A 24,071-nucleotide genomic window follows, 5' to 3' on the forward strand; every position below is an offset into this window, starting at 1 on the left:
GGCTCGGCGGTGCTGGTGAGCCCGCCGCGGATGCGGAAGGCCTCACCAGCACCGCCGGCCTGACAGGCGTATCAGCGCCAGGCGGTCGCCGGGCTCAGTCGAGCTCGATCGGCGCGACGCCGGGCGTGTCGAAACCGAACACCTGACCGAGGAAGGCCAGCTCGCTCTCCAGAGCGTTCACGATCGTCTCGGTCCGTCGGAACCCGTGCCCCTCGCCCGCGTACAGGACATAGGCGTGGGGCACGCCCTGCGCGACGAGTGCGTCGCGGATGGCCTCGGCCTGCGCCGGCGGCACGACCGCGTCCTCGTCGCCCTGGAGAAGCAGCAGCGGCACGCGGAACCCCTCGGCGTGGCTCAGCGGCGAGCGCTCGATGTACACGTGCTCCGCTTCGGGAAGGGGACCGATCAGGCCGTCGAGGTAGCGCGCCTCGAAGTCGTGGGTCTCGGCCGCGAGGGCGCGGGCATCGCCGACGCCGTAGCGCGAGACGCCCGCGCCGAACACGTCCGTGCCGACGAGCGCCGCCAACACGGTCCAGCCACCGGCCGACCCGCCCTCGATCGCGAGCCGTGACGCATCGGCGAGTCCGTCGGCGGCGAGGCCGCGTGCCGCCGCCGCGACGTCATCGACGTCGACGACGCCCCACTGGCCCTTCAGCCGTTCACGGTACGACCGGCCGTACCCGGTCGACCCGCCGTAGTTCACGTCGAGCACACCGATGCCTCGGCTGGTGAAGTAGGCCGCCTTGGCGTCGGCGGTGCCGCCCACGTGCGACGTCGGCCCGCCGTGCACCCAGACGAGGTACGGCGGCAGCTCGTCGGTCGGCGCCGTGACATCGGGGTTCGTCGGCGGATAGGCGAAGGCGTGCACCGGGCCGTGGGGACCCTCGGTGGTGATCTGACGGGCATGGGGGATCCATGCCTCGTCGATATCGGGGGTACCGCCGCGCACCGCTGTCGTCTCGCCGCTGTCGAGATCGACCAGCCAGAGCCCGCTCGCCCCGGGCATGGCGCCGCTCACGAGGGCGCGGCTGCCGCGGACGTCCTCGATCTGCAGTCGAGCGGTGGCGGGGAAGGGGAGAGGGATCGCGCCGCCGTCGCGGTCGATGATCACGAGCTGGTCCGAGCCGTGCGTGCGGACGGCCACGACGCGGCCGTCGTCGAGCGGCGCGTACCACCGGGTGCCGAGGACCCACAGGCCACCACCCGTGTCGGCGTCGGCGGGGGAGACCGCGACGGGTGCCGCGCCGGTCGCGGGGTCGACGCGATGGAGGTTCCAGCGCCCCGTCGGCTCGTCGAGCAGCAACAGCTGGCCGTCGGATGTCCATTCCGGCTGCAGCGCGGCCGTGCTGCCGCCGGCCACCTCGCGGACACGATCCGGGGCGTCGAGCTCGATGACACGGATGCGGGTGCGGTCCCAGGGCATGTCCGGGTGATCCCACGCCACCCACGCGAGCTGTGATCCGTCGGGTGACAGTGCCGGCTGAGCCACAAAGTCGCTGCCCCCGGCGAGCTCCGTCACTCCCGCTTCGTCGCCGCTCGCGGCGTTCTCATCGCTGCTCGCGCCGTCGATCCGCACGATGTGTCGTTCGGGAGTGCGCCCCGGGCGCTCGCGCTCGCGCACCGCGAGAAGCGCGCCGTGCTGCCAGCGGAGACCGCCGTAGTGGGTGCCGCTCTCCTCTGGGGTGAGCGCCTCGGGCTCGCCGCCCGGGCGGAGGCGTCGAATGCGCTGGTCCGACTTGTCGACGAAGAACAGCTCGCCGTCGTCGGACGCCGTCCAGGCGCCGCCGCCATACTCGTGCACACGCGATCGCGCGTTCCCGGGCGCGGGGAGGACGACCTCCACAGAATCGTCGCGGCGGCGGCGCATGACGGCGACGCGACCGGCCTCATCGGGAAGGGATTCGCCCCACCAGATCTCATCCCCGACAAAGCGCGCGCCGTCGAGGCGCAACGAGGACGCGCTGGCCCACGAGGCGGTCAGGGGGGAGGGCCAAGAACCGTACGGGAGTTGCTGCTGCGACATACCGTCACGCTACGCGAGCGGATCCGGGTCGTGCCGGACGACGGGAGGGGATGCCGCCGAGTCGCGGCATCCCCTCCCGCAGTTCCGTCGGTGCGGCGAGGTCAGACCGTGCGGAGGACGGCGACGACCTTGCCGAGGATGGTGGCGTCATCGCCGAGGATCGGCTCGAACGCCGAGTTGCGGGGGAGGAGCCAGGTGTGGCCGTCGCGCTGACGGAGCGTCTTGACGGTGGCCTCGCCGTCGAGCATGGCCGCGACGATCTCGCCGTTGTCGGCGGTCGCCTGTGCCCGCACGACGACCCAGTCGCCGTCGCAGATGGCGGCGTCGATCATGGAGTCGCCGACGACCTTGAGCATGAACAGCTCGCCCTTGCCGACGAGCTGACGCGGCAGGGGGAAGATCTCCTCGACCTGCTGGTCGGCGGTGATCGGGACGCCCGCCGCGATGCGGCCCACGAGCGGCACGAGGGCGGCGTCGCCGAGGGCGGGCGCGGCGTCGGCGGGGTTCTCGCCGGCCGTGCCGGGGAGGTCGATGAGGACCTCCATCGCGCGGGTCTTGCCGGGGTCGCGGCGGAGGTATCCGCTCAGCTCGAGCTGGTTCAGCTGGTGGGTGACGCTCGACAGCGACTTGAGGCCGACGGCGTCGCCGATCTCGCGCATGCTCGGCGGGTAGCCGTTGCGGGCGATCGCGTGCTGGATCACCTCGAGGATCGCGAGCTGCTTATCGCTCAGATTCTTGCGTCGTCGCGTCTGCGGCTTCTCGCTCATACCGCCGGTCTCCTGTCGTCGCGCCCCGTCCCCGACCCGATGTCGGAGGTTCATGGTGGGCTCTCGCTGTCGAAAAGGTAGCCCGATCCGACAGCGACATCACGGAACGCTCCGCGTGTCTCTTCGATCGGTCTCCGATTTCGGTGGGTGGTTGACACCACACAATATCGAAGATACGTTCGGAACCGAAGTTCGCACCCGTCTCTCCCGGCCGAGAGGCGGGAGCGAATCTTCCTACCGCTCCCGAGGAGATGTCATGACCACGATCGATGCCCGCTTCGCACCGGCCCCCCGCACCCGTCTGCGCCTGACGCGCCGTGGACGCCGCGTCATCGCAGCGATCGCCGCGCTTCCCGCCGTCGTCGCCGTCACCGCTGCCGTGCTCTCCGGCGGGGGAGCACTCGCGTCCAACGAGGCGGGCGCGCCCGAGGGGTCGTTCACGACGGTGACCGTCATGTCGGGCGAATCGCTCTGGTCGATCGCTGAAGAGGTGGCGCCGGCCGCCGACCCCCGTGACGTCGTCGACGCCATCATCCGGCTGAACGCCCTCGGCTCTGGTCAGCTCGAGGCAGGCCAGACACTCGCCATCCCCGCCGAGTACGACGCCGCGAGCTGAAGCCCGCCGTCTTCGGCGCAGAAGCTGGGGTGCGGCCACGCCGGACTCGGACGCGGCCTAGCATGGGTGGGATGAGCCCGAGTCTGGATGATCTGCCCCTCAGAGACGATCTGCGAGGCCTCACCCCGTACGGCGCCCCGCAGGCGCCGCTTCCGGTCGCGCTGAACGTCAACGAGAACACGCATCCCGTTCCCGAAGAGGTCGCAGACGACATCCTGGATGCCGTCGCCCGTGCCCTGCGCGACGTCAACCGCTATCCCGACCGCGAGTTCACGCACCTCCGCGAGTCCTTCGCCGAGTACCTCGGTCACGGCCTCACCCCCGATCGCATCTGGGCCGCGAACGGATCGAACGAGGTGCTGCAGCACCTGCTCCAGGCCTTCGGCGGCCCGGGGCGCACCGCCATGGGCTTCGGCCCCACGTACTCGATGTACCCGCTGCTGACGCGAGCCACCGGCGCGCAGTACGTCGCGGGCACGCGCGGCCCCGACTTCACGCTCGACCCGGCCTCCGCCGCGGCACAAGTCTCCGAACTACGCCCCGACGTCGTCTTCCTCTGCGCGCCCAACAACCCGACCGGCACGCCGCTCGGTCTCGACGTCATCGAGGCGGTGTACGACGCCACCGACGGAATCGTGATCGTCGACGAGGCCTATCAGGAGTTCGCGCCGCGCGAGAGCCCCTCCGCGCTGACGCTGCTCGGCGAGCGGGAGCGCCTGGTCGTCTCGCGCACGATGAGCAAGGCGTTCGCCTTCGCCGGTGCGCGCGTCGGCTATCTCGCCGCCGACGCGACCCTCATCGACGCTCTGCGTCTTGTCCGCCTGCCGTACCACCTCAGCGCCCTCACGCAGGCGGCCGCGACAGCCGCGCTGTCGCACTCGTCGACGATGCTCCGGATGGTGGACGAGATCGTCGCGCAGCGCGATCGGATGTCGGCGACGCTCGATGCCCTCGGGTACCACGCCTACGAGAGCTGGACGAACTTCGTCCTGTTCGACGGGGTCGACGACCCGCGCGCCACCTGGCAGGCGCTCTACGATCGCGGCATCCTCGTCCGCGACGTCGGCATCCCGCACAGCCTGCGCGTCAGTGCCGGTACGGAAGACGAGACGACCGCGTTCCTCGAAGCACTGGCGTCGATAGACTCGGAGGCATGACCAGCCCCCGAACGGCCAGCATCCGTCGTGCCACGAGCGAGTCGAGTGTCGAACTCGAGCTCGACCTCGACGGGACCGGGATCAGCACGATCGAGACGACCGTGCCGTTCTTCGATCATCTGCTGACGGCGTTCGCGAAGCACTCGCTCACCGACCTGACTGTACGCGCGACGGGCGACACGCACATCGACGCGCACCACACGGTCGAGGATGTGGCGATCGTGCTCGGGCAGGCGCTGCGCTCTGCGCTGGGCGACAAGTCGGGCATATCCCGCTACGGCGATGCGCTCGTGCCCCTCGACGAGGCGCTCGCGCAGGCTGTCGTCGACATCTCCGGGCGTCCCTACCTCGTGCACACGGGAGAGCCCGAGGGATACGAGTACCACCTCATCGGCGGGCACTTCACGGGGTCGCTCGTGCGGCACACGTTCGAGGCGATCGCGTTCAACGCGGGCCTGACGATGCACGTCCGCGTGCTCGGCGGACGCGACCCGCACCACATCGCCGAGGCGGAGTACAAGGCCTTCGCCCGTGCCTTCCGGCAGGCCAAGGCGCTCGATCCGCTCGTGCACGGCATCCCCAGCACGAAGGGCGCCCTATGACCGAGGGTGACACGACCGGACGCGCGCCGCTCGTCGCCGTCCTCGATTATGGCTCGGGCAACATCCACTCGGCCGTCAAGGCCCTCTCCGCCGCGGGTGCGGACGCCCGACTGACGTCCGATCGTGGTCTCATCCGCGATGCGGACGGTCTTCTGGTTCCCGGCGTCGGTGCGTTCAGTGCGGTCATGGCCGCCCTGCGCGAGAGCCGCGGCGACGAGATCATCGAGCGGCGCCTGGCCGGGGGGCGCCCGGTGCTGGGCATCTGCGTCGGCATGCAGATCATGTTTGGCAACGGCGTCGAGCGCGGCGATGACACCGAGGGCCTCGGGCAGTGGCCGGGCACCGTCACCGAGCTGCAGGCACCCGTGCTGCCCCACATGGGCTGGAACACCGTGCGCGCGGGCGCAGGGTCGACGCTGTTCAACGGTCTGGAGGACGAGCGCTTCTACTTCGTGCACTCGTACGGTGCCCAGGACTGGAGCCTCGAGGTCATGAAGCCCTTCGCCGAGCCCGTGCTGACCTGGTGCGACTACGGCGCGCCCTTCCTCGCGGCCGTCGAGAACGGGCCGCTCTCGGCGACGCAGTTCCACCCCGAGAAGTCGGGGGCCGCCGGCATCCGTCTCCTCGCCAATTGGATCGGTGCCCTACCGCGCCACTAGTCTCCCTCTGGTGCGCTCGCGTGGACGAGCGTGCATCCCGACCCACCCCTGGAATGTGATGAACGACTTCGCGTCCACCCCCGAACTGATCCTCCTGCCCGCCGTCGACGTCGCCGACGGGAAGGCCGTGCGCCTGACCCAGGGCGAGGCCGGCAGCGAGACGACCTACGGCGACCCCGTCGACGCGGCGCTCGCCTGGGCCAAGCAGGGTGCGCAGTGGATCCATCTCGTCGACCTCGACGCGGCCTTCGGCCGGGGCAACAACACCGCCGTGCTCCGCAAGGTCATCAAGCAGGTCAAGGGTGTGCAGATCGAGCTGTCGGGCGGCATCCGCGACGATGCGACGCTCGAGGCCGCGCTCGAGAGCGGTGCGACGCGCATCAACCTGGGCACTGCCGCGCTCGAGAACCCCGAGTGGGCCGCCGATGTCATCGGCCGCTACGGCGACGCGATCGCGGTCGGACTCGATGTCCGCGGCACGACGCTCGCCGCCCGGGGCTGGACCCGCGACGGCGGCGACCTGTGGGACGTCCTCGAGCGTCTCGAAGACGCCGGCTGCAGCCGATACGTCGTCACCGACGTGACGAAGGACGGCACGCTCCAGGGCCCGAACCTCGAGCTGCTGCGCGAGATCACCTCGCGCACACCCAAGCCCGTGGTCGCATCGGGCGGTATCTCGAGCCTCGACGACATCGCCGCGCTGCGCGAGCTCGTGCCGCTGGGCGTCGAGGGTGCGATCGTCGGCAAGGCTCTCTACGCCGGCGCGTTCACGCTGGCCGAGGCGCTGGATGTCGCCGGAGACTGACGACGGCTGCGGCCACGCCGCCGACTCGGCGGGCGTTCCCTGGGAGGGGCGCAGCTTCGAGTCGAACCCTCACGCCGGTGACGACGGCTCCGCCGATCCCGCGCTGCTCGCGGCGCTCGAAGCCTTCCGCGCGGGGACCGGTGACGCCGTGGCGGTCGTCGAGGCGTATCGCGCGGCGCGGCTGCTGATCCCGCTCGTGCCCGAGAAGGGCGACGAAGGGGTCGGGCCGACGGGGCTGCGTGTCGACAAGACCCAGGAGCTGTCGATCGTCACGGTCGCGGCTCCTGACGGTCGGCGCGTTCTGCCGGTCTTCACGTCGGTGGCCGCACTCGCGCGGTGGGATGCCGTCGCGCGTCCGGTTCCGGCCGACGGGGTGCGCACGGCGATGGCGGCGGCGTCCGATGACACCGACCTGATCGTGATCGACCCGGGCTCCGAGACCGAGTTCGTGCTGCGACGCCCCGCCGTCTGGGCGATCGGACAGGGACTGCCCTGGGAACCGGCGCCCACCTCGCCCGAGGTCTTCACCGCTCTCCAGGCCAGCATCGGGGGAGAGCTCGCGGTGCTCGACCTGTCGGTCGCGGCGGGTGATCCCGCCGCCCGGATGCGCGGCCCCGAGCTGATCGTCCGGCTTCATCTCATCGATGGGCTGGATGCCGCCGAGCTCGACGCGGTGCTGTCGCGGCTGGCGTCGCGGTGGGCCGCCGACGACCGCATCGCGGTGCTCGTCGACTCGCTGACGGTCAAGCTGGTGCGCGCTTCCTGACGGAAGTGCCGGGCCCGAGCGCTGCTCGAGCCCGGGAGCTCGTCAGTTGACGGGACCGGTGAACTTCTCGCCGGGGCCCTTGCCGATCGGGTCGGGGATCGTCGACGCCTCGCGGAAGGCGAGCTGCAGCGAGCGCAGGCCGTCGCGCAGCGATCGCGCGTGCATGTCGCTGATCTCGGGAGCGCCGGCGGTGATGAGCCCGGCGAGGGCGTTGATGAGCTTGCGGGCCTCGTCGAGGTCGAGCTGGGTGGCCGGGTCGTCGGCGAGCCCGACCTTGACGGCGGCGGCGCTCATGAGGTGCACGGCGGCGGTGGTGATGACCTCGACCGCCGGCACGTCGGCGATGTCGCGGGTCGCGGCCGAGGCCGCGCGCTCCTGCTCCTCCCACCGCTGGCGACGAGCCTCGTCGTCGGTGAAAGTGCTGTTGTCGGCGGGGTTCGTGTCCACGTGTCGCTCTCTGCTAGACTGTGCGGGCACCGGAGTGTTCTACTCCGGATCGAAAGAGGATCACATCCCACCCGCGCTTGCCGTTCCAGGCTACCGGGTCATGCACTCCGCTCCGTCCGTCTCACCGCGGCCGGGGTAGTCAGGGTGCGGAACACGAATGCCGACGCACGCGCGTCGTGCGGGGTGGATGCGATGCTCTTCCGCCCGGGTCGCGTCCTCGCGTCCCGGTGGCCACCACCGCACGAACAGGAGTTCCGCACATCAGCGATCCCCGCACCAACGACCGCATCCGCGTCCCCGAGGTTCGCCTCGTCGGCCCCGCTGGAGAGCAGGTCGGCGTCGTCCGTATCGAGGTCGCCCTGCGTCTGGCGCAGGAGGCCGAACTCGACCTCGTCGAGGTCGCCCCGAACTCGAAGCCGCCCGTGGTCAAGATCATGGACTACGGCAAGTTCAAGTACGAAGCGGCTCAGAAGGCCAAGGAAACGCGCCGCAATCAGGCCAACACGGTCCTCAAGGAGGTCCGTTTCCGCCTGAAGATCGAGGCGCACGACTACATCACCAAGCTCAAGCGCGCCGAGGGCTTCCTCCAGGCGGGCGACAAGGTGAAGGCGATGATCCTGTTCCGCGGTCGCGAGCAGTCGCGTCCCGAGCAGGGTGTGCGCCTGCTCCGCAAGTTCGCCGAGGATGTCGCCGAGCTCGGCACCGTCGAGTCGAACCCGACGATCGACGGCCGCAACATGGTGATGGTCATCGCGCCGCACAAGAACAAGTCCGAGGTGAAGACCGAGCAGAACGCCCAGCGTGCCGCCAACAAGGAGGCAGCACGCCAGGCCCGCTCCGGCGACGCACCCGCGACCGAAGACGCCGCTCCCGCCTCGGCGGAGTAGCCCCCAGACTCCCGCCTCGCGGGAAACACAACGAAGGAAGAGACATGCCGAAGCAGAAGACCCACTCGGGTGCCAAGAAGCGCTTCAAGGTCACCGGCAGCGGAAAGATCAAGAAGCAGCAGGCGAACCTCCGCCACAACTTCGAAGGCAAGCCCACCAAGCGCACGCGCCGCCTGTCGGCCGACAAGATCCTGGCTCCCGGCGACGCGAAGGTCGCCAAGAAGCTCCTCGGCATCTGAGCGCTGCTGCGCACGAATAGGAAACAAACGAAATGGCTAGAGTCAAGCGGGCAGTAAACGCCCACAAGAAGCGTCGCGTCATCCTCGAGCGCGCCTCCGGTTACCGCGGACAGCGTTCGCGCCTGTACCGCAAGGCGAAGGAGCAGGTCACCCACTCGCTCGTCTACGCGTACCGCGACCGTCGCAAGCGCAAGGGCGACTTCCGCCGTCTGTGGATCCAGCGCATCAACGCCGCTGCCCGTCAGAACGGCATCACGTACAACCGCTTCATCCAGGGCCTCGGCCTCGCGGGTGTGCAGGTCGACCGTCGTATGCTCGCCGAGCTCGCCGTGAACGAGCCCGCCGTCTTCGCGTCGCTCGTGGCGACGGCCAAGGGCGCGCTGCCCGCCGACGTCAACGCTCCCAAGGCCTGATCGGGTCTTCGCGTTCCACGCACCGCACGAAGGGGCGTCCTCCGAGAGGAGGGCGCCCCTTCGCCGTATGCTGAAAACGTGCTCGAGAACCCCCGCTCGCCCCGCGTTCGCGCCGTCGCCAAGCTGACCAAGCGCAGCGCGCGTCAGGAGACCGGTCTGTTCCTGCTCGAGGGTCCGCAGGCCGCGCGGGAGGCGCTCGCGTACCGTCCCGACACCCTGGTCGAGGTCTTCGCGACACCTGGCGCGATCGAGCGGCATCCCGAACTGGCTGCGAACGCCGAGAAGGCCGGCGTCGCCGTCGTCTCGGCGAGCGAGGCCGTGCTCGAGGCGATGGCCGACACCGTCACGCCCCAGGGCATCGTCGCCGTCGCGCGTCAGTCGCCGTCGTCGCTGCGTGACATCTTCGCCGCCGGTCCCCGCCTCGTCGCGATCTGCGAAGAGGTGCGCGACCCCGGCAACCTCGGCACCATCATCCGAGCCGCGGATGCCGCCGGTGCGGATGCCGTCGTCTTGACGGGTCGCACCGTCGATCCCTACAACCCCAAGGTGGTGCGCTCGACCACCGGGTCGCTGTTCCACCTGCCGATCGTGCTCGGTGTCGAGCTCGACGCCGCCGTGGCGCGGGCGCACGAGGCGGGACTGCGAGTCGTCGCCGCGGACGTCAAGGGCGAGGAGTTCCTCGACCACCGTGCGACGCTCGCGGAGCCCACGGCGTGGCTCTTCGGCAACGAGGCGCGCGGCCTGGCCGACGAGGCCCTGGCCCAGGCCGACCTCGCGCTGCGGCTGCCGATCTACGGCGCCGCCGAGTCGCTCAACCTGGCGACCGCCGCGAGCGTGTGCCTCTACGAGACCGCGTTCGCCCAGCGCGCCGGCTGAACCCGTCGACGACGCCAGCCGGATGCGCCGTGTATTCCGATTCTGTTACAGATCGGTGACTCGGTGCGTTCCGCGGGGTCCAGGGCGGGGGAGTGCTCTTAATGTGATCTCTTATGACGACTCCCGAAAACCCGGCGCCCCCGACGTCGAACATCTCGGTGCGCCGCGGCGACCCGCTCGTGGTGATCGAGGGCGTGCAGAAGCACTACGGCTCGTTCCAGGCTCTGAAGGACATCGACCTGACCGTCAACCGCGGCGAGGTCGTTGTCGTCATCGGTCCCTCGGGCTCGGGTAAGTCGACCCTCTGCCGCACGATCAACCGCCTCGAGACCATCAGCGAGGGCACGATCACGATCGACGGCGAGAAGCTGCCGTCCGAGGGCAAGGCTCTCGCGGCGCTCCGCGCCGACGTGGGGATGGTCTTCCAGTCGTTCAACCTCTTCGCCCACCTGACGATCCTCGAGAACGTCACGCTCGGTCCGATCAAGGTCAAGGGCATGAAGAAGGCCGAGGCCGAGAAGCTCGCCCGTGAGCTGCTCGACCGAGTCGGCGTGGGGCACCAGGCCGACAAGCTGCCGGCGCAACTGTCGGGCGGGCAGCAGCAGCGCGTCGCGATCGCCCGCGCGCTGGCGATGAAGCCGAAGGTGATGCTCTTCGACGAGCCCACGAGCGCGCTCGACCCCGAGATGATCAACGAGGTGCTCGACGTCATGGTCGGCCTCGCGCAGGACGGCATGACGATGATCGTCGTCACGCACGAGATGGGCTTCGCCCGCAAGGCCGCCGACCGCGTCGTCTTCATGGCCGACGGCCAGATCGTCGAAGAGGCCGTTCCCGAGCAGTTCTTCACGTCGCCCCGGAGCGACCGTGCCAAGGACTTCCTCTCCAAGCTCATCACCCACTGAGACCACCGACCTCCGCGCTCTGCACCGGGCGCGGAAGCCCCAACCAGGAGGACCACATGCGCAAGACACGAATCACCGGCGCCTTCGCCGGTGTCGCCATCGCTGCGATCGCTCTGACCGGCTGCAACAGCGGCTCGCCCACCTCGCCCGGCGGCGCCGCCGGCGGTGACGGCGGCGACAGCAACGAAGCCCTGTGGGAGGTCGCCTCCGACGTCTCGCTCGAGGGCAGCCCGACGTTCGACGCGATCCAGTCGCGCGACAAGGTGATCGTCGGCGTCAAGGAGGACCAGCCCGGTCTCGGCTTCCTCGACGCGACGTCCAACGAGCGCAGCGGCTTCGACGTCGACATCGCACGGTGGATCGCGGCATCCCTCGGCTACGACGAGGACAAGATCGAGTTCAAGGCGATCGCGTCGGCCAACCGTGAGCAGGCCATCGTGAACGGCGACGTCGACTACTACGTCGGCACCTACTCAATCACCGACGCGCGCAAGCAGCAGATCGACTTCGCCGGTCCGTACTTCATCACGGGCCAGGGCCTGCTGGTCGCCGCGGACAGCGACATCGCGAGCGAGGACGACCTCAACGAGAACACGCGCGTGTGCTCGGCGACCGGTTCGACGCCCATCCAGAACATCAAGACGAACTACCCCGAGGTTCCCACCGAGGAGTTCGACCTCTACTCGGCATGCGTCGACGCGCTCATCAACGGCACCGTCGACGCCGTCACGACCGACCAGGCGATCCTGATCGGTTACGCGGCGCAGTACCCCGATGAGATCAAGGTCGTCGGCGAGCCCTTCAGCGAGGAGAAGTACGGCGTGGGCCTGCGTAAGGGCGACGATGCGTTCCGCGCGCACATCAACGAGCTGCTCACCGACGGCGGCGACGTGTGGCAGGGCATCTTCGACAAGAACCTCGGTCAGTCCGGGATCACGGTCGAGCAGCCTGCGGTCGACGCGTACTGAGTCGCACTGACACCATGACCACGGGGCGGGGGCGTACGCGTCCCCGCCCCGCACCATCCAAGGAGACGATGTGGGCGTCATCACCGACAACCTCGACCTCTGGGGCGAGGCTCTCGGCAACACCCTGTTGCTGTTCTTCGCCGGCGGAGCGATCGCCCTGGTCCTCGGCACCCTGATCGGCGCCATGCGCGTCTCGCCGATTCCGGTGGCGCGCGCCTTCGGCACGGTCTACGTCAACACCATCCGCAACACCCCGCTGACGCTCGTCTTCTTTTTCTTCGCGTTCGGCTACCCGCAGCTCGACCTGCCGAACCCCGGCTTCACGGTGCTCGGCGTCTGGGCGCTGGGTATCTATACCGCGACCTACGTCGCCGAGGTCATCCGCGCGGGAATCAACACCGTGCCGGTCGGCCAGGCCGAGGCGGCCCGAGCGATCGGGCTCACGTTCGGCCAGGTCATGACGCTCGTCGTCATGCCGCAGGCCTTCCGGTCGGTCGTGCCGCCGATGATGAGCGTCTTCATCGCGCTGCTGAAGAACACCACGGTCGCTGCCGGCTTCTCCGTGGTCGAGCTCGGCGCCATCCGCGCGAACCTGAGCGAGCGCGGCGAGAACGCCCTGACCGTGCTGCTCTGGGTCGCCGTCGTCTTCGTCGCCCTGGTGCTGGTCCTCAGTGCCGTGCAGCGACGACTCGAGAACAAGTGGAGGATCGCGCGATGACTTCCGTCCTGTACGACGTCCCGGGGCCCCGCGCGATCCTGCGCAACCGCATCCTCGGCATCGTCACCATCCTCCTGGTCGCCGCGGCGATCGGATTCGTGGTCTTCCGCTTCGCGGTGAGCGGTCAGTTCTCCGCCGACAAGTGGTACATCTTCACGTTCAGCAACGTGTGGCTCGGCATCCTCAGGGCGCTTGGCAACACGCTCGCGGCCTTCGGGCTCGCGGCCGTCGGTGCCCTGGCGCTCGGCTTCGTTCTCGCGATCGGCCGCCTGTCGGATCATGCGTGGGTGCGGATTCCCTTCGGCGTCGTCATCGAGGCGTTCCGGGCCGTGCCGGTGCTGATCTTCATGATGCTGATGTACTACGGGCTGCCGACGCTCGGCATCCGCATGGAGCCGTACTGGGCCGTGGTCATCGCCCTCGTCGCCTACAACGGCTCCGTGCTGGCGGAGGCCCTGCGCGCCGGCATCGAGTCGCTGCCGCGCGGACAGAAGGAGGCCGGCTACGCGATCGGTCTGCGCAAGAGCGGCGTCATGCGCCTCGTCCTGCTGCCGCAGGCGGTTCGGGCCATGCTGCCCGTCATCGTCGCGCAGCTCGTCGTGACGCTGAAGGACACCGCGCTCGGCTTCATCATCACCTATCCCGAGCTGCTGTACTACGCCAAGCAGCTGACCTCCCAGCCGGGGCGCCCGATCCTCCAGGCGGGCATCGTCATCGGCGCGATCTACATCGTGATGTGCCTGCTGCTGTCGTGGTTCGCCAGCTTCCTCGAGAAGCGCCTCTCGCGGTCGCCGCGCACCCCAGGCGGCGGCGCAGCTGCTGTCGACCCGCTGCACCACCCGGTGGCGCCGACGACCGATACCGAGCTCATCGCCACGCAGAAGGGGATCGGCAAGTACGACTCCAACAGCTCGGGCGGAGCCTGACGCACAGCACGACCCCGACGGGCCCCTCACGCGAAAGCGGAGGGGCCCGTCGCCGGTAGACTCGACTCCCGTGTCCGACGCACCCGAGATCACCCCTGACGCGGTCGCCGCGGCGGTGGATGCGGCCCTCGCCGCCATCGCCGACGCGTCCTCCACCGCCGAGCTGAAGTCCGCCCGCAACGCCCACACGGCCGAGGGGTCGCCGCTCGCGCGCCTCAACGCGCAGCTGCGGTCGGTGCCCAACGAGAAGAAGGCCGAGTTCGGCAAGCTCGTAGGCCAGGCGCGTGGCCGTGTCACCCAGGCCCTCGCCGCCCGCGAGGGCGAGCTCGCCGCCGCCGAGACGGCCGCGAAGCTCGAGGCCGAGGCGCTCGACGTCACCGCCATCGCCCCGCGCGGACGCGTCGGGGCGCGGCATCCGATCTCGCTCCTGCAGGAGGAGGTCGCCGACCTCTTCGTCGGGATGGGCTGGGAGATCGCCGAGGGGCCGGAGCTCGAGCACGAGTGGTTCAACTTCGACTCGTTGAACTTCGACGTCGACCATCCCGCGCGCCAGATGCAGGACACGTTCTTCGTCGACCCGGTCGCGCGGCACCTCGTCATGCGCACGCAGACGAGCCCCGTGCAGATGCGGTCGATGCTCGAGCGCGACATCCCGATCTACGTCCTCTCGCCGGGCCGGGTGTTCCGCACCGACGAGTACGACGCGACCCACCTCCCCGTGTTCACGCAGTTCGAGGGCCTCGTCGTCGACAAGGGCATCACGATGGCGCACCTCAAGGGCACCCTCGACCACGCGGCGCGCGAGCTGTTCGGCCCCGAGGCGAAGACGCGCTTCCGCACCAACTACTTCCCGTTCACCGAGCCGAGCGCCGAGCTCGACCTGTGGCACCCGACCTTCGCCGGCGGAGCGCGCTGGATCGAGTGGGGCGGCTGCGGCATGGTGAACCCCAACGTGCTCCGTGCCGCGGGCATCGATCCCGAGGTCTACTCCGGGTTCGCCTTCGGCATGGGCATCGAGCGGACGCTGATGTTCCGCTCCGACGTGAAGGACATGCGCGACATGGCCGAGGGCGATGTGCGTTTCAGCGAGCAGTTCGGGATGGTGGTCTGATGCGCGTTCCGCTGTCGTGGTTGCGTGAGTACGTCGAGGTACCGGCGGATGCCGCGCCTGAGGACATCCTCGCGGCGCTGGTGTCGGTCGGCTTCGAGGAGGAGGACGTCCACGGTTTCGACCTGACCGGTCCGATCGTCGTGGGCCGCGTGGTCTCGTTCGAGCCCGAGCCGCAGTCCAACGGCAAGACGATCCGCTGGTGCCAGGTCGATGTCGGCGAGGCGAACGGCGGCGTGCGCGGCATCGTCTGCGGCGCCGGCAACTTCTTCGAGGGTGACAAGGTCGTCGTGACCCTTCCCGGCGCTGTGCTGCCCGGTCCGTTCCCGATCGCGGCGCGCAAGACGTACGGCCACGTCTCGGACGGCATGATCGCCTCGGCGAAGGAGCTGGGCCTCGGCGACGAGCACTCGGGCATCCTGCGTCTGACCGAGCTCGGACTCGACCCGGAGGTCGGCACCGATGCGATCGCGCTGCTCGGACTCGACGACGCCGCGATCGACGTCAACGTCACCCCCGACCGCGGCTACGCGCTGTCGGTGCGGGGCATCGCGCGCGAGTACTCGCACGCGACCGGCGCGGCATTCCGCGACCCTGGTCTCCGCGAGTTCGACGAGCTCGAGCACCCCGCGACGGGCTTCGACGTCGCGGTCGACGACCAGGCGCCGATCCGCGGCCGCGTCGGTGCGACCGAGTTCGCGGTGCGCGTCGTCTCGGGCGTCGACCCGTCGCGGCCGACGCCGCCGTGGATGGTCGCGCGTCTCACGCTCGCCGGCATCCGCTCGCTCGGCATCCTGATCGACATCACCAACTACGTGATGCTCGAGCTCGGCAACCCGATTCACGGCTACGACCTCGACAAGCTCACCGGTGGCATCACGGTGCGTCGCGCGACGGCGGGCGAGAAGCTCACGACGCTCGACGGCAAGGAGCGCACCCTCGACGGCGAAGACCTGCTCATCACCGACGAGTCGGGCCCCATCGGCCTCGCCGGCGTCATGGGCGGCGGCACGACCGAGATGACGGATGCGACGCGCAACGTGCTCATCGAGGCCGCGATCTTCGACACCGTCACGATCGCCCGCACCGCTCGTCGGCACAAGCTGCCGAGCGAGGCCTCGCGGCGCTTCGAGCGCGGCGTCGACCCGCTGCTGCCGTTCGTGGCCGCCCGCCGCGTCGCCGACCTCATGGTCGAGCTCGCCGGCGGCACGCTCGAGCCGGTCGGTGGCGCGCTGTTCGGCGAGGTGTTCCTCGAGGCGATCGATCTGCCGCGCGGCTTCGTCGCAGGCCTCATCGGCATCGACTACACCGACGACGAGGTCGTCTCGGCGCTCGAGACGATCGGCGCCGAGGTGACCGACACGGATGTCGGTTGGGAGGTCATCCCGCCGTCGTGGCGCCCCGACCTCACCGACAAGTGGACGCTGGCCGAAGAGGTCGCGCGCATCCACGGCCTCGACCGCGTGCCGTCGGTCCTCCCGACGGCTCCCTCCGGTCGCGGTCTGACGGATGCGCAGAAGGGGCGACGTCGCGTTTCGAACGCGCTCGCGGCCGCGGGCTTCGTCGAGACCCCGTCGTTCCCGTTCACGACGCGAGACAGCAACGATCTCCACGGTTCGGCCTCGGGCGAGGAAGTGCCCTCGGTTAAGATCGCCAATCCGCTCGACGGGCAGGCGCCCTACCTGCGCCGCTCGCTCGTACCGGGCCTGCTGCAGGTCGCGCACCGCAACGTCTCGCGCGGACTGACCGATCTCGCCCTCTTCGAGGTCGGTGCCGTCTTCCTCCCCGAGCCGGGCACGCAGTACGGCACCGCGACGGTGCCGCCGCTCGCCGCGCGTCCCGACGACGCCACGCTCGCGGAGCTCCACGCGTCGATCCCGCCGCAGCCGCGTCACGTTGCGGTGCTCGTCGCCGGCAACGTGGCGCCCAAGTCGCCGGGGCATGCCGCCGTCGCGGCCGATCTCAGCGACGTGTTTGCGGCTGTCGCCGCGATCGGTTCGGCGGCCGGCGTCGACATCGAGATCTCGCAGGCCCGTCGTGCCGCGCTGCACCCGGGTCGCGCCGCCGCGCTCACGGTCGGAGGTGTCGAGGTCGGCTACGCCGGGGAGCTGCATCCCGAGGTCTCGGCTGCGGCCGACCTGTCGGGCCGTGTCCTCGTCGCCGAGATCGACCTCGACGCCGTTCTGGCGAGCGCGGGGGAGCGGGTCGTCGTCGCGTCGCTGTCGGGCTACCCGGCGGCCACGCAGGACGTCTCGCTCGTCGTTCCTGCGGACGTGACGGCGGGTGCGCTCGCGTCGGCGCTGTCGGAGGGGGCGGGCCAGCTGCTCGAGTCGCTCCGTCTCGTCGACGACTACCGCGGTGCCGGCGTTCCCGAGGGCTCGAAGAGCCTGACGTTCGCGCTGCGCTTCCGCGCCGACGACCGCACCCTCACGGCGGCCGAGGCGAGCGAGGCCAAGCTCGCGGGCGTCGCCGTCGCGGCCGAGCGTTTCGGCGCCGTCATCCGCGACTGACCTGCGTACCGGGCGCAGTTCCCGACGTCACGCGCGGTTACGGGCGCGCTCCACGTCCGGAACTGCGCCCGACGCGTTCCCGTGACTGGCCGGCCGACCGAGAGGGGCTCAGCGCGAGCCCCAGTTCCAGGCCGGAACGTCGAGCAGACCCTGACCGCGGACCGTCGTCTCGGCGTTCGATCGCTGGAGTTCGACGCGCGACGGTTCTGGCAGAGCGTCGACGAGCGCATCGGCATGCGACACCGTGAGCACCTGCGTGCGCTCGGATGCCGCTCGGATGAGCGAGGCCAGCGGTGCGAGGAGGGAGGGATGCAGGCTCGCCTCGGGCTCGTTCAGCACCAGGAGCGGTGCGGGTCGCGCCGGCAGCAGCGCGGCACACAGCAGCAGGTAACGCAGCGTGCCGTCCGACAGCTCGGCCGCATCGAGCGGACGCAGCAGGCCGGGCTGCTCGATCGTCAGGCGGAAGAGTCCGTCGGAGGTCACGACGCGCACGCGGCTGCCCGGGAACGCCTGGTCGACCGCACGCGCCAGAGCGTCGCCGTGCCCGGCGTCGACGATCGTCGCCCAGGCCGCGGCGAGATTCGCCCCGTCGTGCGCGAGGGTGTGGCTGCGGGTGCCGACCTGTGGCTGACGCGCGGGGGCGTCGAGGTCGACGCGGAAGTGGTCGTAGAAGCGCCACGCGGTCATCGCGCGGCGGAGGGTCAGCAGTTCGGGGGCGGTGTCGCCGTCGGCGAGATCGGTGACGATGCTCTCGTACGGCGCCAGCTGCTGGTCGAGCATCGTCCAGGAGTGCTCGCGCACGCGGGTGAGCTGTCGCGTGCGGTCGATGAGCAACGTCGACGGCTTGGCGACGACACCGGCGAACACCTGTTCGCGTTTAATCTCGGGGTCGCGGGCGAACGGACTGGTCTGGTCGCCCTGCGGGATGCCGAGATCGATGAGGTATCCCAGCTCGTCGGACGCGTAGCCGAGCTGCACCGCGACGGGTCCCCGGCGCACCGTTCCCTGATCTCCGCCGTTCTCGGGTCCGGCCCAGAGGACCGACGGCAGCCCTCCTTCGCGTGCCAGCGCGCCCACGATGTCGCCCCGCGCCGCTGCGGCGAGCAGGCGCAACGCGCGGTAGAGGTTCGACTTGCCCGAGCCGTTGGGGCCGGTGACGACGGTGAGGTCGCCGAGCGGCACGACGACGTCGCGGAGCGAGCGGTATCCCGATACAGCCAGAGTGCGCAGCATCCCCTCACTCTGGCATCTGCGTCTGACACCGCCCTCCGCTTCCCGATAGTGTCGGGGCCGTGAGCGAGATCCCAGCCAGCGTCACCCCATCGTCTCCGGCGGCCGGTGCCGCCCCCGCCCTCGAACTGCTCGGCCTGGTCAAGAGGTTCGGTGAGAAGGTCGCCGTCGACGGCATCGACCTCGTCGTGCCGGCCGGCTCGTTCTACGGACTCGTCGGGCCGAACGGCGCAGGTAAGACCACGAGCCTCTCCATGGCCACGGGGCTGTTGCGCCCGGATGCCGGCACCGCGCGCGTCCACGGGATCGACGTGTGGCGCGACCCGGTGGCCGCCAAGCGCACGATCGGCAACCTCGCCGACGGCGTGCGGCTCTTCGACCGTCTGACGGGGGAGCAGCTCATCACCTACACCGCGATGATGTTCGGGCTGCCGCGCCCCGAGATCGCACCGCGCGTGTCGGACCTGCTCGACCTCATGGACCTGCGCGGCGCAGCCGGGACGATCGTCGCCGACTACTCTGCGGGCATGACCAAGAAGGTCGCGCTCGCGTGCGCTCTCGTGCACGCCCCGCGCCTGCTCGTGCTCGACGAGCCCTTCGAGTCGGTCGACCCGGTGTCGGCCGCGAACATCGAGGACGTCCTGCGCAGCTACACCAGCTCGGGCGGATCGGTGATCGTCTCGAGCCACTCGATGGACCTCGTCCAGCGCATGTGCGACCACGTCGCCGTCATCGCCGCAGGCCGCGTGCTCGCCGCGGGCACGATCGACGAGGTGCGTGCCGGCGAGAGCCTGCAGGACCGTTTCGTCTCGCTCGTCGGCGGACGCCACCAGTCGGAGGGACCGCAGTGGTTGCGACAGTCCTGAAGCTGCGTTACCGCGTTCTCGGGAACACGCTCGCCCGTCGCCCCTGGCAGCTCGTCGGCTTCATCCTGGGATCACTCTGGGGTCTCGGCATCCTCGGCGGGCTCGTCGTCGGGTTCGTCGCGCTGTCGGTGTTCGAGAACCTCGAGGCCGCGACCGTCGTCGCGGTCCTCGGCGGCTCGCTGCTGATCCTCGGCTGGCTCGTGGGGCCGATCATCATCGCGGGGCTCGACAGCACGGTCGACGCCGTGCGGCTGGCGCCGTTCCCCCTGACGCGCCGTCAGGTCATGCTCGCCCTCGCGGGTGCCGGGCTCACCGGCATCCCCGGCATCGTCACCACGGTCGCTGCCCTCGCGACGCTGATCGTGTGGGTGCGGTGGCCGGTCGCGGCCATCGTCGCCGTGCCGACGGTACTGCTCGGCGTTCTCACCTGCGTGCTGGCCTCGCGCCTGATGGGCGAGCTCTCGGGCGGCATGGGCGGCCGGCGCTCGCGCGAGATCATCGGCACCGTCGTGCTCGTCGTCCTCATCATGACCGGTCCCATCCTCACCGGCATCGCCGCGCTGCTCGATCAGGCCGGTGGCGATCTGTGGACGCGATTGCAGCAGGCCGCCGGCATTCTCGCCTGGACTCCGCTCGGTGCCGCCTGGTCGGTCGCCCCGAGCGCGGCGGCGGGGCAGTGGCTTCCCGCGCTCGCCAGCACCGTGATCGCCATCGTGACCGTCGTGGTGCTCTGGATCGTGTGGGACCGCGTCATCGAGACGGCCGTGTCGTCGCCGCGCCAGCGCGCGACTCGCACCGTGGCTGCCGGAAAGCTCGGCCTCTTCGGCGTGATGCCGACCGGTGGTGTCGGCGCGACGTGGGCGCGATCGCTCTCGGGATGGCTGCGTGATCCGCGGTACCTGCGGCAGCTCATCGTCATCCCGCTGTTCCCCGTCCTCTTCGCCTTCACCGGCGGGACCGACGGCTTCATGTTCCTCATCTCGCCGGTGCTCGCCGCGCTCGTCATGGCCGCGGTGGGCTACGCCGATGTCTCCTTCGACGGCACGGCCTTCGGCACGACCCTCGCCACCGGCATCTCCGGCCGTGCCGACCGCCTCGGTCGCCTGCTCGGCGCCGCGTGCGTCGGAGTTCCGCTGATCGGCCTCATCGCGGTCGCCACCGCGGTGGTGTCGGGCGACGCGGCGCACCTGCCCGCGGTGCTGGGAGCGGCCCTCGGCGTGCTGCTGGCCGGATACGGCGCGTGCGCGGTGTCGTCGGCGCTCATCGTCACCCCGGTGCCCGCACCCGGTGACAGCCCGTTCAAGAGCACCCCGGGTCAGAACTCCATCATGGGCCTGCTGGTCTTCGTCGTATGGGCCGCGGTGATCGCGTTGTCGTTGCCGGCCATCGTGCCCGCCGTCGTGAACGCCGTGACGGGAGACGCGATGTGGGGCTGGATCGCGCTGGCCGCCGGTGTCGTGTTCGGCGCAGTGGTCGCGATCGTCGGGGTGCTCGTCGGAGGGCGCACGATCGAACGGACCGGTCCCGACCTGCTCGTGCGCATCAAGTCGTTCCCCACCTGATCGACGTCCGGCCCCGCGGCCCCGCTCGAGATCAGCGGTAGCGGCGGCCCTCGTCGCGTCGGTACAGCCACACGACGAGGGCGCCCAGCGCGATCGTCCACGCGACGACGCCGAGGATCGCCCAGAGGGGCACCTCGGCACCGGTCGCGACGCCGACGACGATCTCTCGGGCCTGACGGATCGGCAGGACCGACGAGGCAGTGTCGAGCCAAGCAGGGAAGAACTGCGGGGGCAGGAACAGGCCGCCGCCGAAGGCGAGCAGGAACAGGGCCACCTGCGTGACGGCGATGGCGGCCTTCGGGCCCGTCGTGAGACCGATGATCGCACCGATGAGCATCGGCGGAAGCGCCGTCGCGATCACGAGCACGATGGCCGCGAGCAGCCGGAGCGGTTCGGGCCGCGCGCTGGTGAAGACACCTCCGACGACGAGCAGCGGCACGATCGCCGCGGTCGCGATCGCGAGGGTCGCCAGGATCAGCGCCCCGATGCGGGCGAGCGGGCTGCCGGGGAGCGTCCGCAGATAGGGCGTCCACGGCTTCGAGCGTTGCTCGGCGAGCTCGAGCCCGACCGAGAACAGCCCGGACGACATGAAGGCGAACACGACCATCGAGCAGACGGCGGCGGTGGCGACGCTGCTGTCCGCCACGACCGCGCCCTGGGGCAGCACGAACAGGCAGAACGCGAGGGTCGGGAAGACGACCGACCCGATCACCGCGATCGGAACCCGCGCGGTCTCGATGAGGTTGTATCTGGTCGCGGTCAGGGTGAGCGAGAGCGTGGACATCAGGCGGCCTTCTCGGTGGTGGGTGCGGGTAAGGGTGCGCCGGGGCGCGCGGACGTGGCGGTCAGGGAGAGGAACGCCTCCTCGAGCGTCGCTCCGCGCACCGTCAGATCGCTGAACGGCAGATCGGCGGCGACGAGTGAGCGGACGAGAGCGTCGGAGTCGCCGACGACGGCCGTCACGGCGTCGTCCGCGGTGGAGACGGATGACTCCGGGTCGAGGCGCCGGATGTCGTCCGCCGAGACTCCGCGCAGGGTGACACGGCGTCGCGACACGCTCGACACGACGGCCGCGAGCGTGTCATCGGTGCGGACGACACCGTCGTCGATGACGACGACGCGGTGAGCGAGCTGCTCGATCTCTTCGAGGTGGTGGCTCGTGACCACGACGGCGCATCCGGCGGCGTGCCGGGCGCGGACGGCATCCCACAGGGCTCGTCGGGCGTCGACGTCGAGACCGGTCGTGGGCTCGTCGAGCAGCACGAGGTCGGGGTCGCCGACGAAGGCCAGCGCGACGGACACACGCCGCTGCTGCCCTCCCGACAGCGCCCCGCACTGCTGGCGCAGCAGCGGGCCGAGGTCGAACTCCTCGATGATGCGGGCGCGGGGAGAAGGATGCGGGAAGTGAGCCGCGACGAAGTCGAGCACTTCACCCACGCGCAGGGCGTCGGGCAGCGCCGTCGCCTGTGGGGTCGACCCGAGGCGCACGCGCGAGGACGTGTCGCGCGGGTCGCCGCCGAACAGCCGCACCTCGCCGCTGGTCGGGGTTCGCAGGCCCTCGACGAGCGACAGGAGGGTCGTCTTGCCGGCGCCGTTCGGGCCCAGCAGACCGACGCATTCGCCGGCGTGGATGTCGAGGGTCACTCCGGCCAGCGCGGTGACGTCGCCGAACCGCTTCACGAGGTCGCGGGTGCTGATGAGGGCGGTCATGATCCTCCTCCGAGGAGATCGAGCAGATGGGTGCGGTACGTGCGGAACGCGGCTCGCCCGGCGGGGGTCAGCGCGACGTAGGTCACGGGCTTCCGGCCCGCGAAGGCCTTGCTGGTCTCGACGTAGCCCGCCGCCTCGAGCTTCGCGAGGTGCGTGGTGAGGTTCCCGGCGGTCATCCCGAGCAGCTTCTGCAGCACGGGGAAGGTCACCTCGTCGCCGTCGGCGAGGGCCTCGTTCAGCGCCGTGACGATGCGCAGGCGGGCCGGGGCGTGGATCACCGGGTCGAGCTCGGTCATCGGCTGCCTTCCGCCGGGATGACGCCGCGCAGCATCAGGGTCGCGACGATGAGCATCGCGAGCGGTCCGACGGTCGCGTACACGAGGTAGTTGGTCGGCGTGCCCGCGTACGACGCCACGATCGCGGTGGCGATCATGACGATGCCGAGCGCGTACTGGACGGGGGAGCGCCACAGCGCCCCGCCGGCGAGGTAGAGCACGCCGACCAGCAGGACGAAGATCGCGGGGGAGAGCACTGCCATGACGTCGGCATCCGCGCCGGTGCGCTGCACCGCGCCGATGAGGAGGCCGGCACCGAACATCGACAGCGACCACGCCCAGCCGTACATGGCCCCGGCCAGGCGCGACGGTCCCCGCACGCCCACGCCGGAGCGGATGCCGGCGACGGCGGAGACGACGATGCCGGCGATGAGCACCGTGCCGAAGACGATCCACGCGGGGGTCGTCGGAATGCGGAACCAGGGGTTGCCGCCGCTGTCGGCCGCGCTCCAGATGGCTCCGAATCCGACGATCCACGCCGCCGCCCAGGTGATGAGCATCACCGCGTAGTTGCGGTTGACCCAGTGCGCGGTGCGCCGGCGCTGGTCCTGCATGAGGGCGAGCATCGCCGCCGGGTCGGCCTGCTGCTCGTCATCCATCGAATCGTGCTCCATGCAAACCACTTTGCACTGCAAACCTTGCGCGGTCAACTCTGCATCGTTGCGGTCGCACCGCCGGGTCGAGCGCACTTCGATGGGCCGGCCGCAGTTCGAACGGCGCCCGACGGCCGCAACTGCGCCTCATACCGCGGACGCCGGCAGCGGGGGATTTGGCGGATGCCGCGAGCGAGCGCTACTGTCGGCGCATGTCTTCGGCCCCGCAGCGCACCGTCTCGGTGCTTCGCGCGCGCCGACGTCTGGGCGACCGCCGACGCTAGGCGACCCTGCACGCTCCCGCATCCGCGGTCGAGCGCGTGGTGTCGCCGCCGCCGGTCCCCGTCGCCGCGAAGGCGACGTCATCCCAGACAATAAGGTGG

26 protein-coding genes are annotated in these 24,071 nt (G+C 70.3%); 18 read left to right on the forward strand and 8 right to left on the reverse strand.

The features are described 5' to 3' along the window. Positions 1–94: 94 nt before the first annotated feature. Positions 95–2,023 (reverse strand): prolyl oligopeptidase family serine peptidase, encoded by a 1,929-nt coding sequence (locus P6897_RS05110; RefSeq protein WP_282502296.1) that lies wholly within the window; start codon positions 2,021–2,023, stop codon positions 95–97. Positions 2,024–2,124: 101 nt separating this feature from the next. Continuing rightward, positions 2,125–2,790 (reverse strand): transcriptional repressor LexA, encoded by a 666-nt coding sequence (gene lexA, locus P6897_RS05115; RefSeq protein WP_112613785.1) that lies wholly within the window; start codon positions 2,788–2,790, stop codon positions 2,125–2,127. A 256-nt stretch (positions 2,791–3,046) separates the two neighbouring features. On the opposite strand from lexA, the gene P6897_RS05120 reads away from it, so the two are divergent. From P6897_RS05120 to P6897_RS05145, 6 genes are all read left to right on the forward strand, one after another. After that, on the forward strand, positions 3,047–3,406 hold the full coding sequence (locus P6897_RS05120) for a LysM peptidoglycan-binding domain-containing protein (RefSeq protein ID WP_112613787.1): 360 nt from the start codon (positions 3,047–3,049) through the stop codon (positions 3,404–3,406). A gap of 71 nt (positions 3,407–3,477) precedes the next feature. Beyond that, on the forward strand, positions 3,478–4,563 hold the full coding sequence (locus P6897_RS05125) for a histidinol-phosphate transaminase (RefSeq protein ID WP_112613789.1): 1,086 nt from the start codon (positions 3,478–3,480) through the stop codon (positions 4,561–4,563). Continuing rightward, on the forward strand, positions 4,560–5,165 hold the full coding sequence (gene hisB / locus P6897_RS05130; protein WP_114587968.1) for an imidazoleglycerol-phosphate dehydratase HisB: 606 nt from the start codon (positions 4,560–4,562) through the stop codon (positions 5,163–5,165). The genes P6897_RS05125 and hisB overlap by 4 nt, the downstream gene beginning before the upstream one ends. Next, entirely contained in the window at positions 5,162–5,824 is a 663-nt protein-coding gene (hisH, locus tag P6897_RS05135; protein ID WP_274177563.1) for an imidazole glycerol phosphate synthase subunit HisH, read from the forward strand. Before hisB ends, hisH begins: the two co-directional genes overlap by 4 nt. A gap of 58 nt (positions 5,825–5,882) precedes the next feature. Beyond that, on the forward strand, positions 5,883–6,629 hold the full coding sequence (gene priA / locus P6897_RS05140) for a bifunctional 1-(5-phosphoribosyl)-5-((5-phosphoribosylamino)methylideneamino)imidazole-4-carboxamide isomerase/phosphoribosylanthranilate isomerase PriA (protein ID WP_112613795.1): 747 nt from the start codon (positions 5,883–5,885) through the stop codon (positions 6,627–6,629). After that, the gene (locus P6897_RS05145) at positions 6,613–7,395 is read left to right on the forward strand and encodes an SseB family protein (RefSeq protein ID WP_282502298.1); all 783 of its coding nucleotides are present in this window, start codon (positions 6,613–6,615) and stop codon (positions 7,393–7,395) included. Before priA ends, P6897_RS05145 begins: the two co-directional genes overlap by 17 nt. Before the next feature lie 42 nt (positions 7,396–7,437). Here P6897_RS05145 and P6897_RS05150 read toward each other — a convergent pair whose 3' ends face one another. After that, entirely contained in the window at positions 7,438–7,842 is a 405-nt protein-coding gene (locus P6897_RS05150; RefSeq protein WP_023951737.1) for a DUF1844 domain-containing protein, read from the reverse strand. A 227-nt stretch (positions 7,843–8,069) separates the two neighbouring features. Between P6897_RS05150 and infC the strand changes: the two genes are divergently transcribed. From infC to pheT, 10 genes are all read left to right on the forward strand, one after another. After that, entirely contained in the window at positions 8,070–8,729 is a 660-nt protein-coding gene (gene infC / locus P6897_RS05155; protein ID WP_240309666.1) for a translation initiation factor IF-3, read from the forward strand. 44 nt (positions 8,730–8,773) lie between these two features. Continuing rightward, a complete protein-coding gene (rpmI, locus tag P6897_RS05160; protein ID WP_005048908.1) occupies positions 8,774–8,968 on the forward strand; it encodes a 50S ribosomal protein L35 in 195 nt (64 codons plus the stop codon). Positions 8,969–9,000: 32 nt separating this feature from the next. Next, positions 9,001–9,381, forward strand: a complete 381-nt coding sequence (gene rplT, locus P6897_RS05165) for a 50S ribosomal protein L20 (protein ID WP_023951735.1) — start codon at positions 9,001–9,003, stop codon at positions 9,379–9,381. Positions 9,382–9,459: 78 nt separating this feature from the next. Then, positions 9,460–10,257 (forward strand): RNA methyltransferase, encoded by a 798-nt coding sequence (locus P6897_RS05170; protein WP_114587965.1) that lies wholly within the window; start codon positions 9,460–9,462, stop codon positions 10,255–10,257. Between the two features lie 113 nt (positions 10,258–10,370). Then, positions 10,371–11,162 (forward strand): amino acid ABC transporter ATP-binding protein, encoded by a 792-nt coding sequence (locus P6897_RS05175; RefSeq protein WP_112613801.1) that lies wholly within the window; start codon positions 10,371–10,373, stop codon positions 11,160–11,162. Between the two features lie 56 nt (positions 11,163–11,218). After that, positions 11,219–12,130 carry a glutamate ABC transporter substrate-binding protein gene (locus P6897_RS05180; protein WP_274177565.1) on the forward strand — a complete coding sequence of 304 codons (912 nt, stop codon included), beginning with the start codon at positions 11,219–11,221 and terminating at the stop codon, positions 12,128–12,130. Between the two features lie 70 nt (positions 12,131–12,200). Continuing rightward, positions 12,201–12,848: an amino acid ABC transporter permease gene (locus P6897_RS05185; RefSeq protein WP_112613805.1), complete on the forward strand. Its 648-nt coding sequence runs from the start codon at positions 12,201–12,203 to the stop codon at positions 12,846–12,848. After that, positions 12,845–13,774 (forward strand): amino acid ABC transporter permease, encoded by a 930-nt coding sequence (locus P6897_RS05190; RefSeq protein WP_114588012.1) that lies wholly within the window; start codon positions 12,845–12,847, stop codon positions 13,772–13,774. Before P6897_RS05185 ends, P6897_RS05190 begins: the two co-directional genes overlap by 4 nt. Before the next feature lie 70 nt (positions 13,775–13,844). Continuing rightward, the gene (gene pheS / locus P6897_RS05195; protein WP_094261998.1) at positions 13,845–14,885 is read left to right on the forward strand and encodes a phenylalanine--tRNA ligase subunit alpha; all 1,041 of its coding nucleotides are present in this window, start codon (positions 13,845–13,847) and stop codon (positions 14,883–14,885) included. Beyond that, the gene (pheT, locus tag P6897_RS05200) at positions 14,885–17,392 is read left to right on the forward strand and encodes a phenylalanine--tRNA ligase subunit beta (protein ID WP_282502303.1); all 2,508 of its coding nucleotides are present in this window, start codon (positions 14,885–14,887) and stop codon (positions 17,390–17,392) included. Before pheS ends, pheT begins: the two co-directional genes overlap by 1 nt. 108 nt (positions 17,393–17,500) lie before the next feature. Here pheT and P6897_RS05205 read toward each other — a convergent pair whose 3' ends face one another. Continuing rightward, complete coding sequence (locus P6897_RS05205; RefSeq protein ID WP_282502304.1) at positions 17,501–18,625, reverse strand: AAA family ATPase; 1,125 nt, start codon at positions 18,623–18,625, stop codon at positions 17,501–17,503. Positions 18,626–18,684: 59 nt separating this feature from the next. On the opposite strand from P6897_RS05205, the gene P6897_RS05210 reads away from it, so the two are divergent. Together P6897_RS05210 and P6897_RS05215 are read left to right on the forward strand one after the other, a co-directional pair. Beyond that, the gene (locus P6897_RS05210; protein WP_240309665.1) at positions 18,685–19,488 is read left to right on the forward strand and encodes an ABC transporter ATP-binding protein; all 804 of its coding nucleotides are present in this window, start codon (positions 18,685–18,687) and stop codon (positions 19,486–19,488) included. Beyond that, positions 19,470–21,050: a hypothetical protein gene (locus tag P6897_RS05215; protein ID WP_282502305.1), complete on the forward strand. Its 1,581-nt coding sequence runs from the start codon at positions 19,470–19,472 to the stop codon at positions 21,048–21,050. The genes P6897_RS05210 and P6897_RS05215 overlap by 19 nt, the downstream gene beginning before the upstream one ends. A gap of 31 nt (positions 21,051–21,081) precedes the next feature. On the opposite strand, the gene P6897_RS05220 is transcribed toward P6897_RS05215, so the two are convergent. Genes P6897_RS05220 through P6897_RS05235 form a run of 4 tightly spaced genes read right to left on the reverse strand, consistent with a single transcriptional unit; the run spans position 21,082 to position 23,709 of the window. After that, the gene (locus P6897_RS05220; RefSeq protein WP_282502306.1) at positions 21,082–21,834 is read right to left on the reverse strand and encodes an ABC transporter permease; all 753 of its coding nucleotides are present in this window, start codon (positions 21,832–21,834) and stop codon (positions 21,082–21,084) included. After that, positions 21,834–22,760: an ABC transporter ATP-binding protein gene (locus P6897_RS05225; protein ID WP_282502307.1), complete on the reverse strand. Its 927-nt coding sequence runs from the start codon at positions 22,758–22,760 to the stop codon at positions 21,834–21,836. Before P6897_RS05225 ends, P6897_RS05220 begins: the two co-directional genes overlap by 1 nt. Next, on the reverse strand, positions 22,757–23,056 hold the full coding sequence (locus P6897_RS05230) for a transcriptional regulator (RefSeq protein ID WP_112613817.1): 300 nt from the start codon (positions 23,054–23,056) through the stop codon (positions 22,757–22,759). Before P6897_RS05230 ends, P6897_RS05225 begins: the two co-directional genes overlap by 4 nt. After that, positions 23,053–23,709 (reverse strand): hypothetical protein, encoded by a 657-nt coding sequence (locus P6897_RS05235; protein ID WP_282502308.1) that lies wholly within the window; start codon positions 23,707–23,709, stop codon positions 23,053–23,055. Before P6897_RS05235 ends, P6897_RS05230 begins: the two co-directional genes overlap by 4 nt. Positions 23,710–24,071 lie beyond the last annotated feature (362 nt).

Source organism: Microbacterium sp. BDGP8 (genome assembly GCF_029991045.1).
GTDB classification, from domain to species: domain Bacteria; phylum Actinomycetota; class Actinomycetes; order Actinomycetales; family Microbacteriaceae; genus Microbacterium; species Microbacterium plantarum.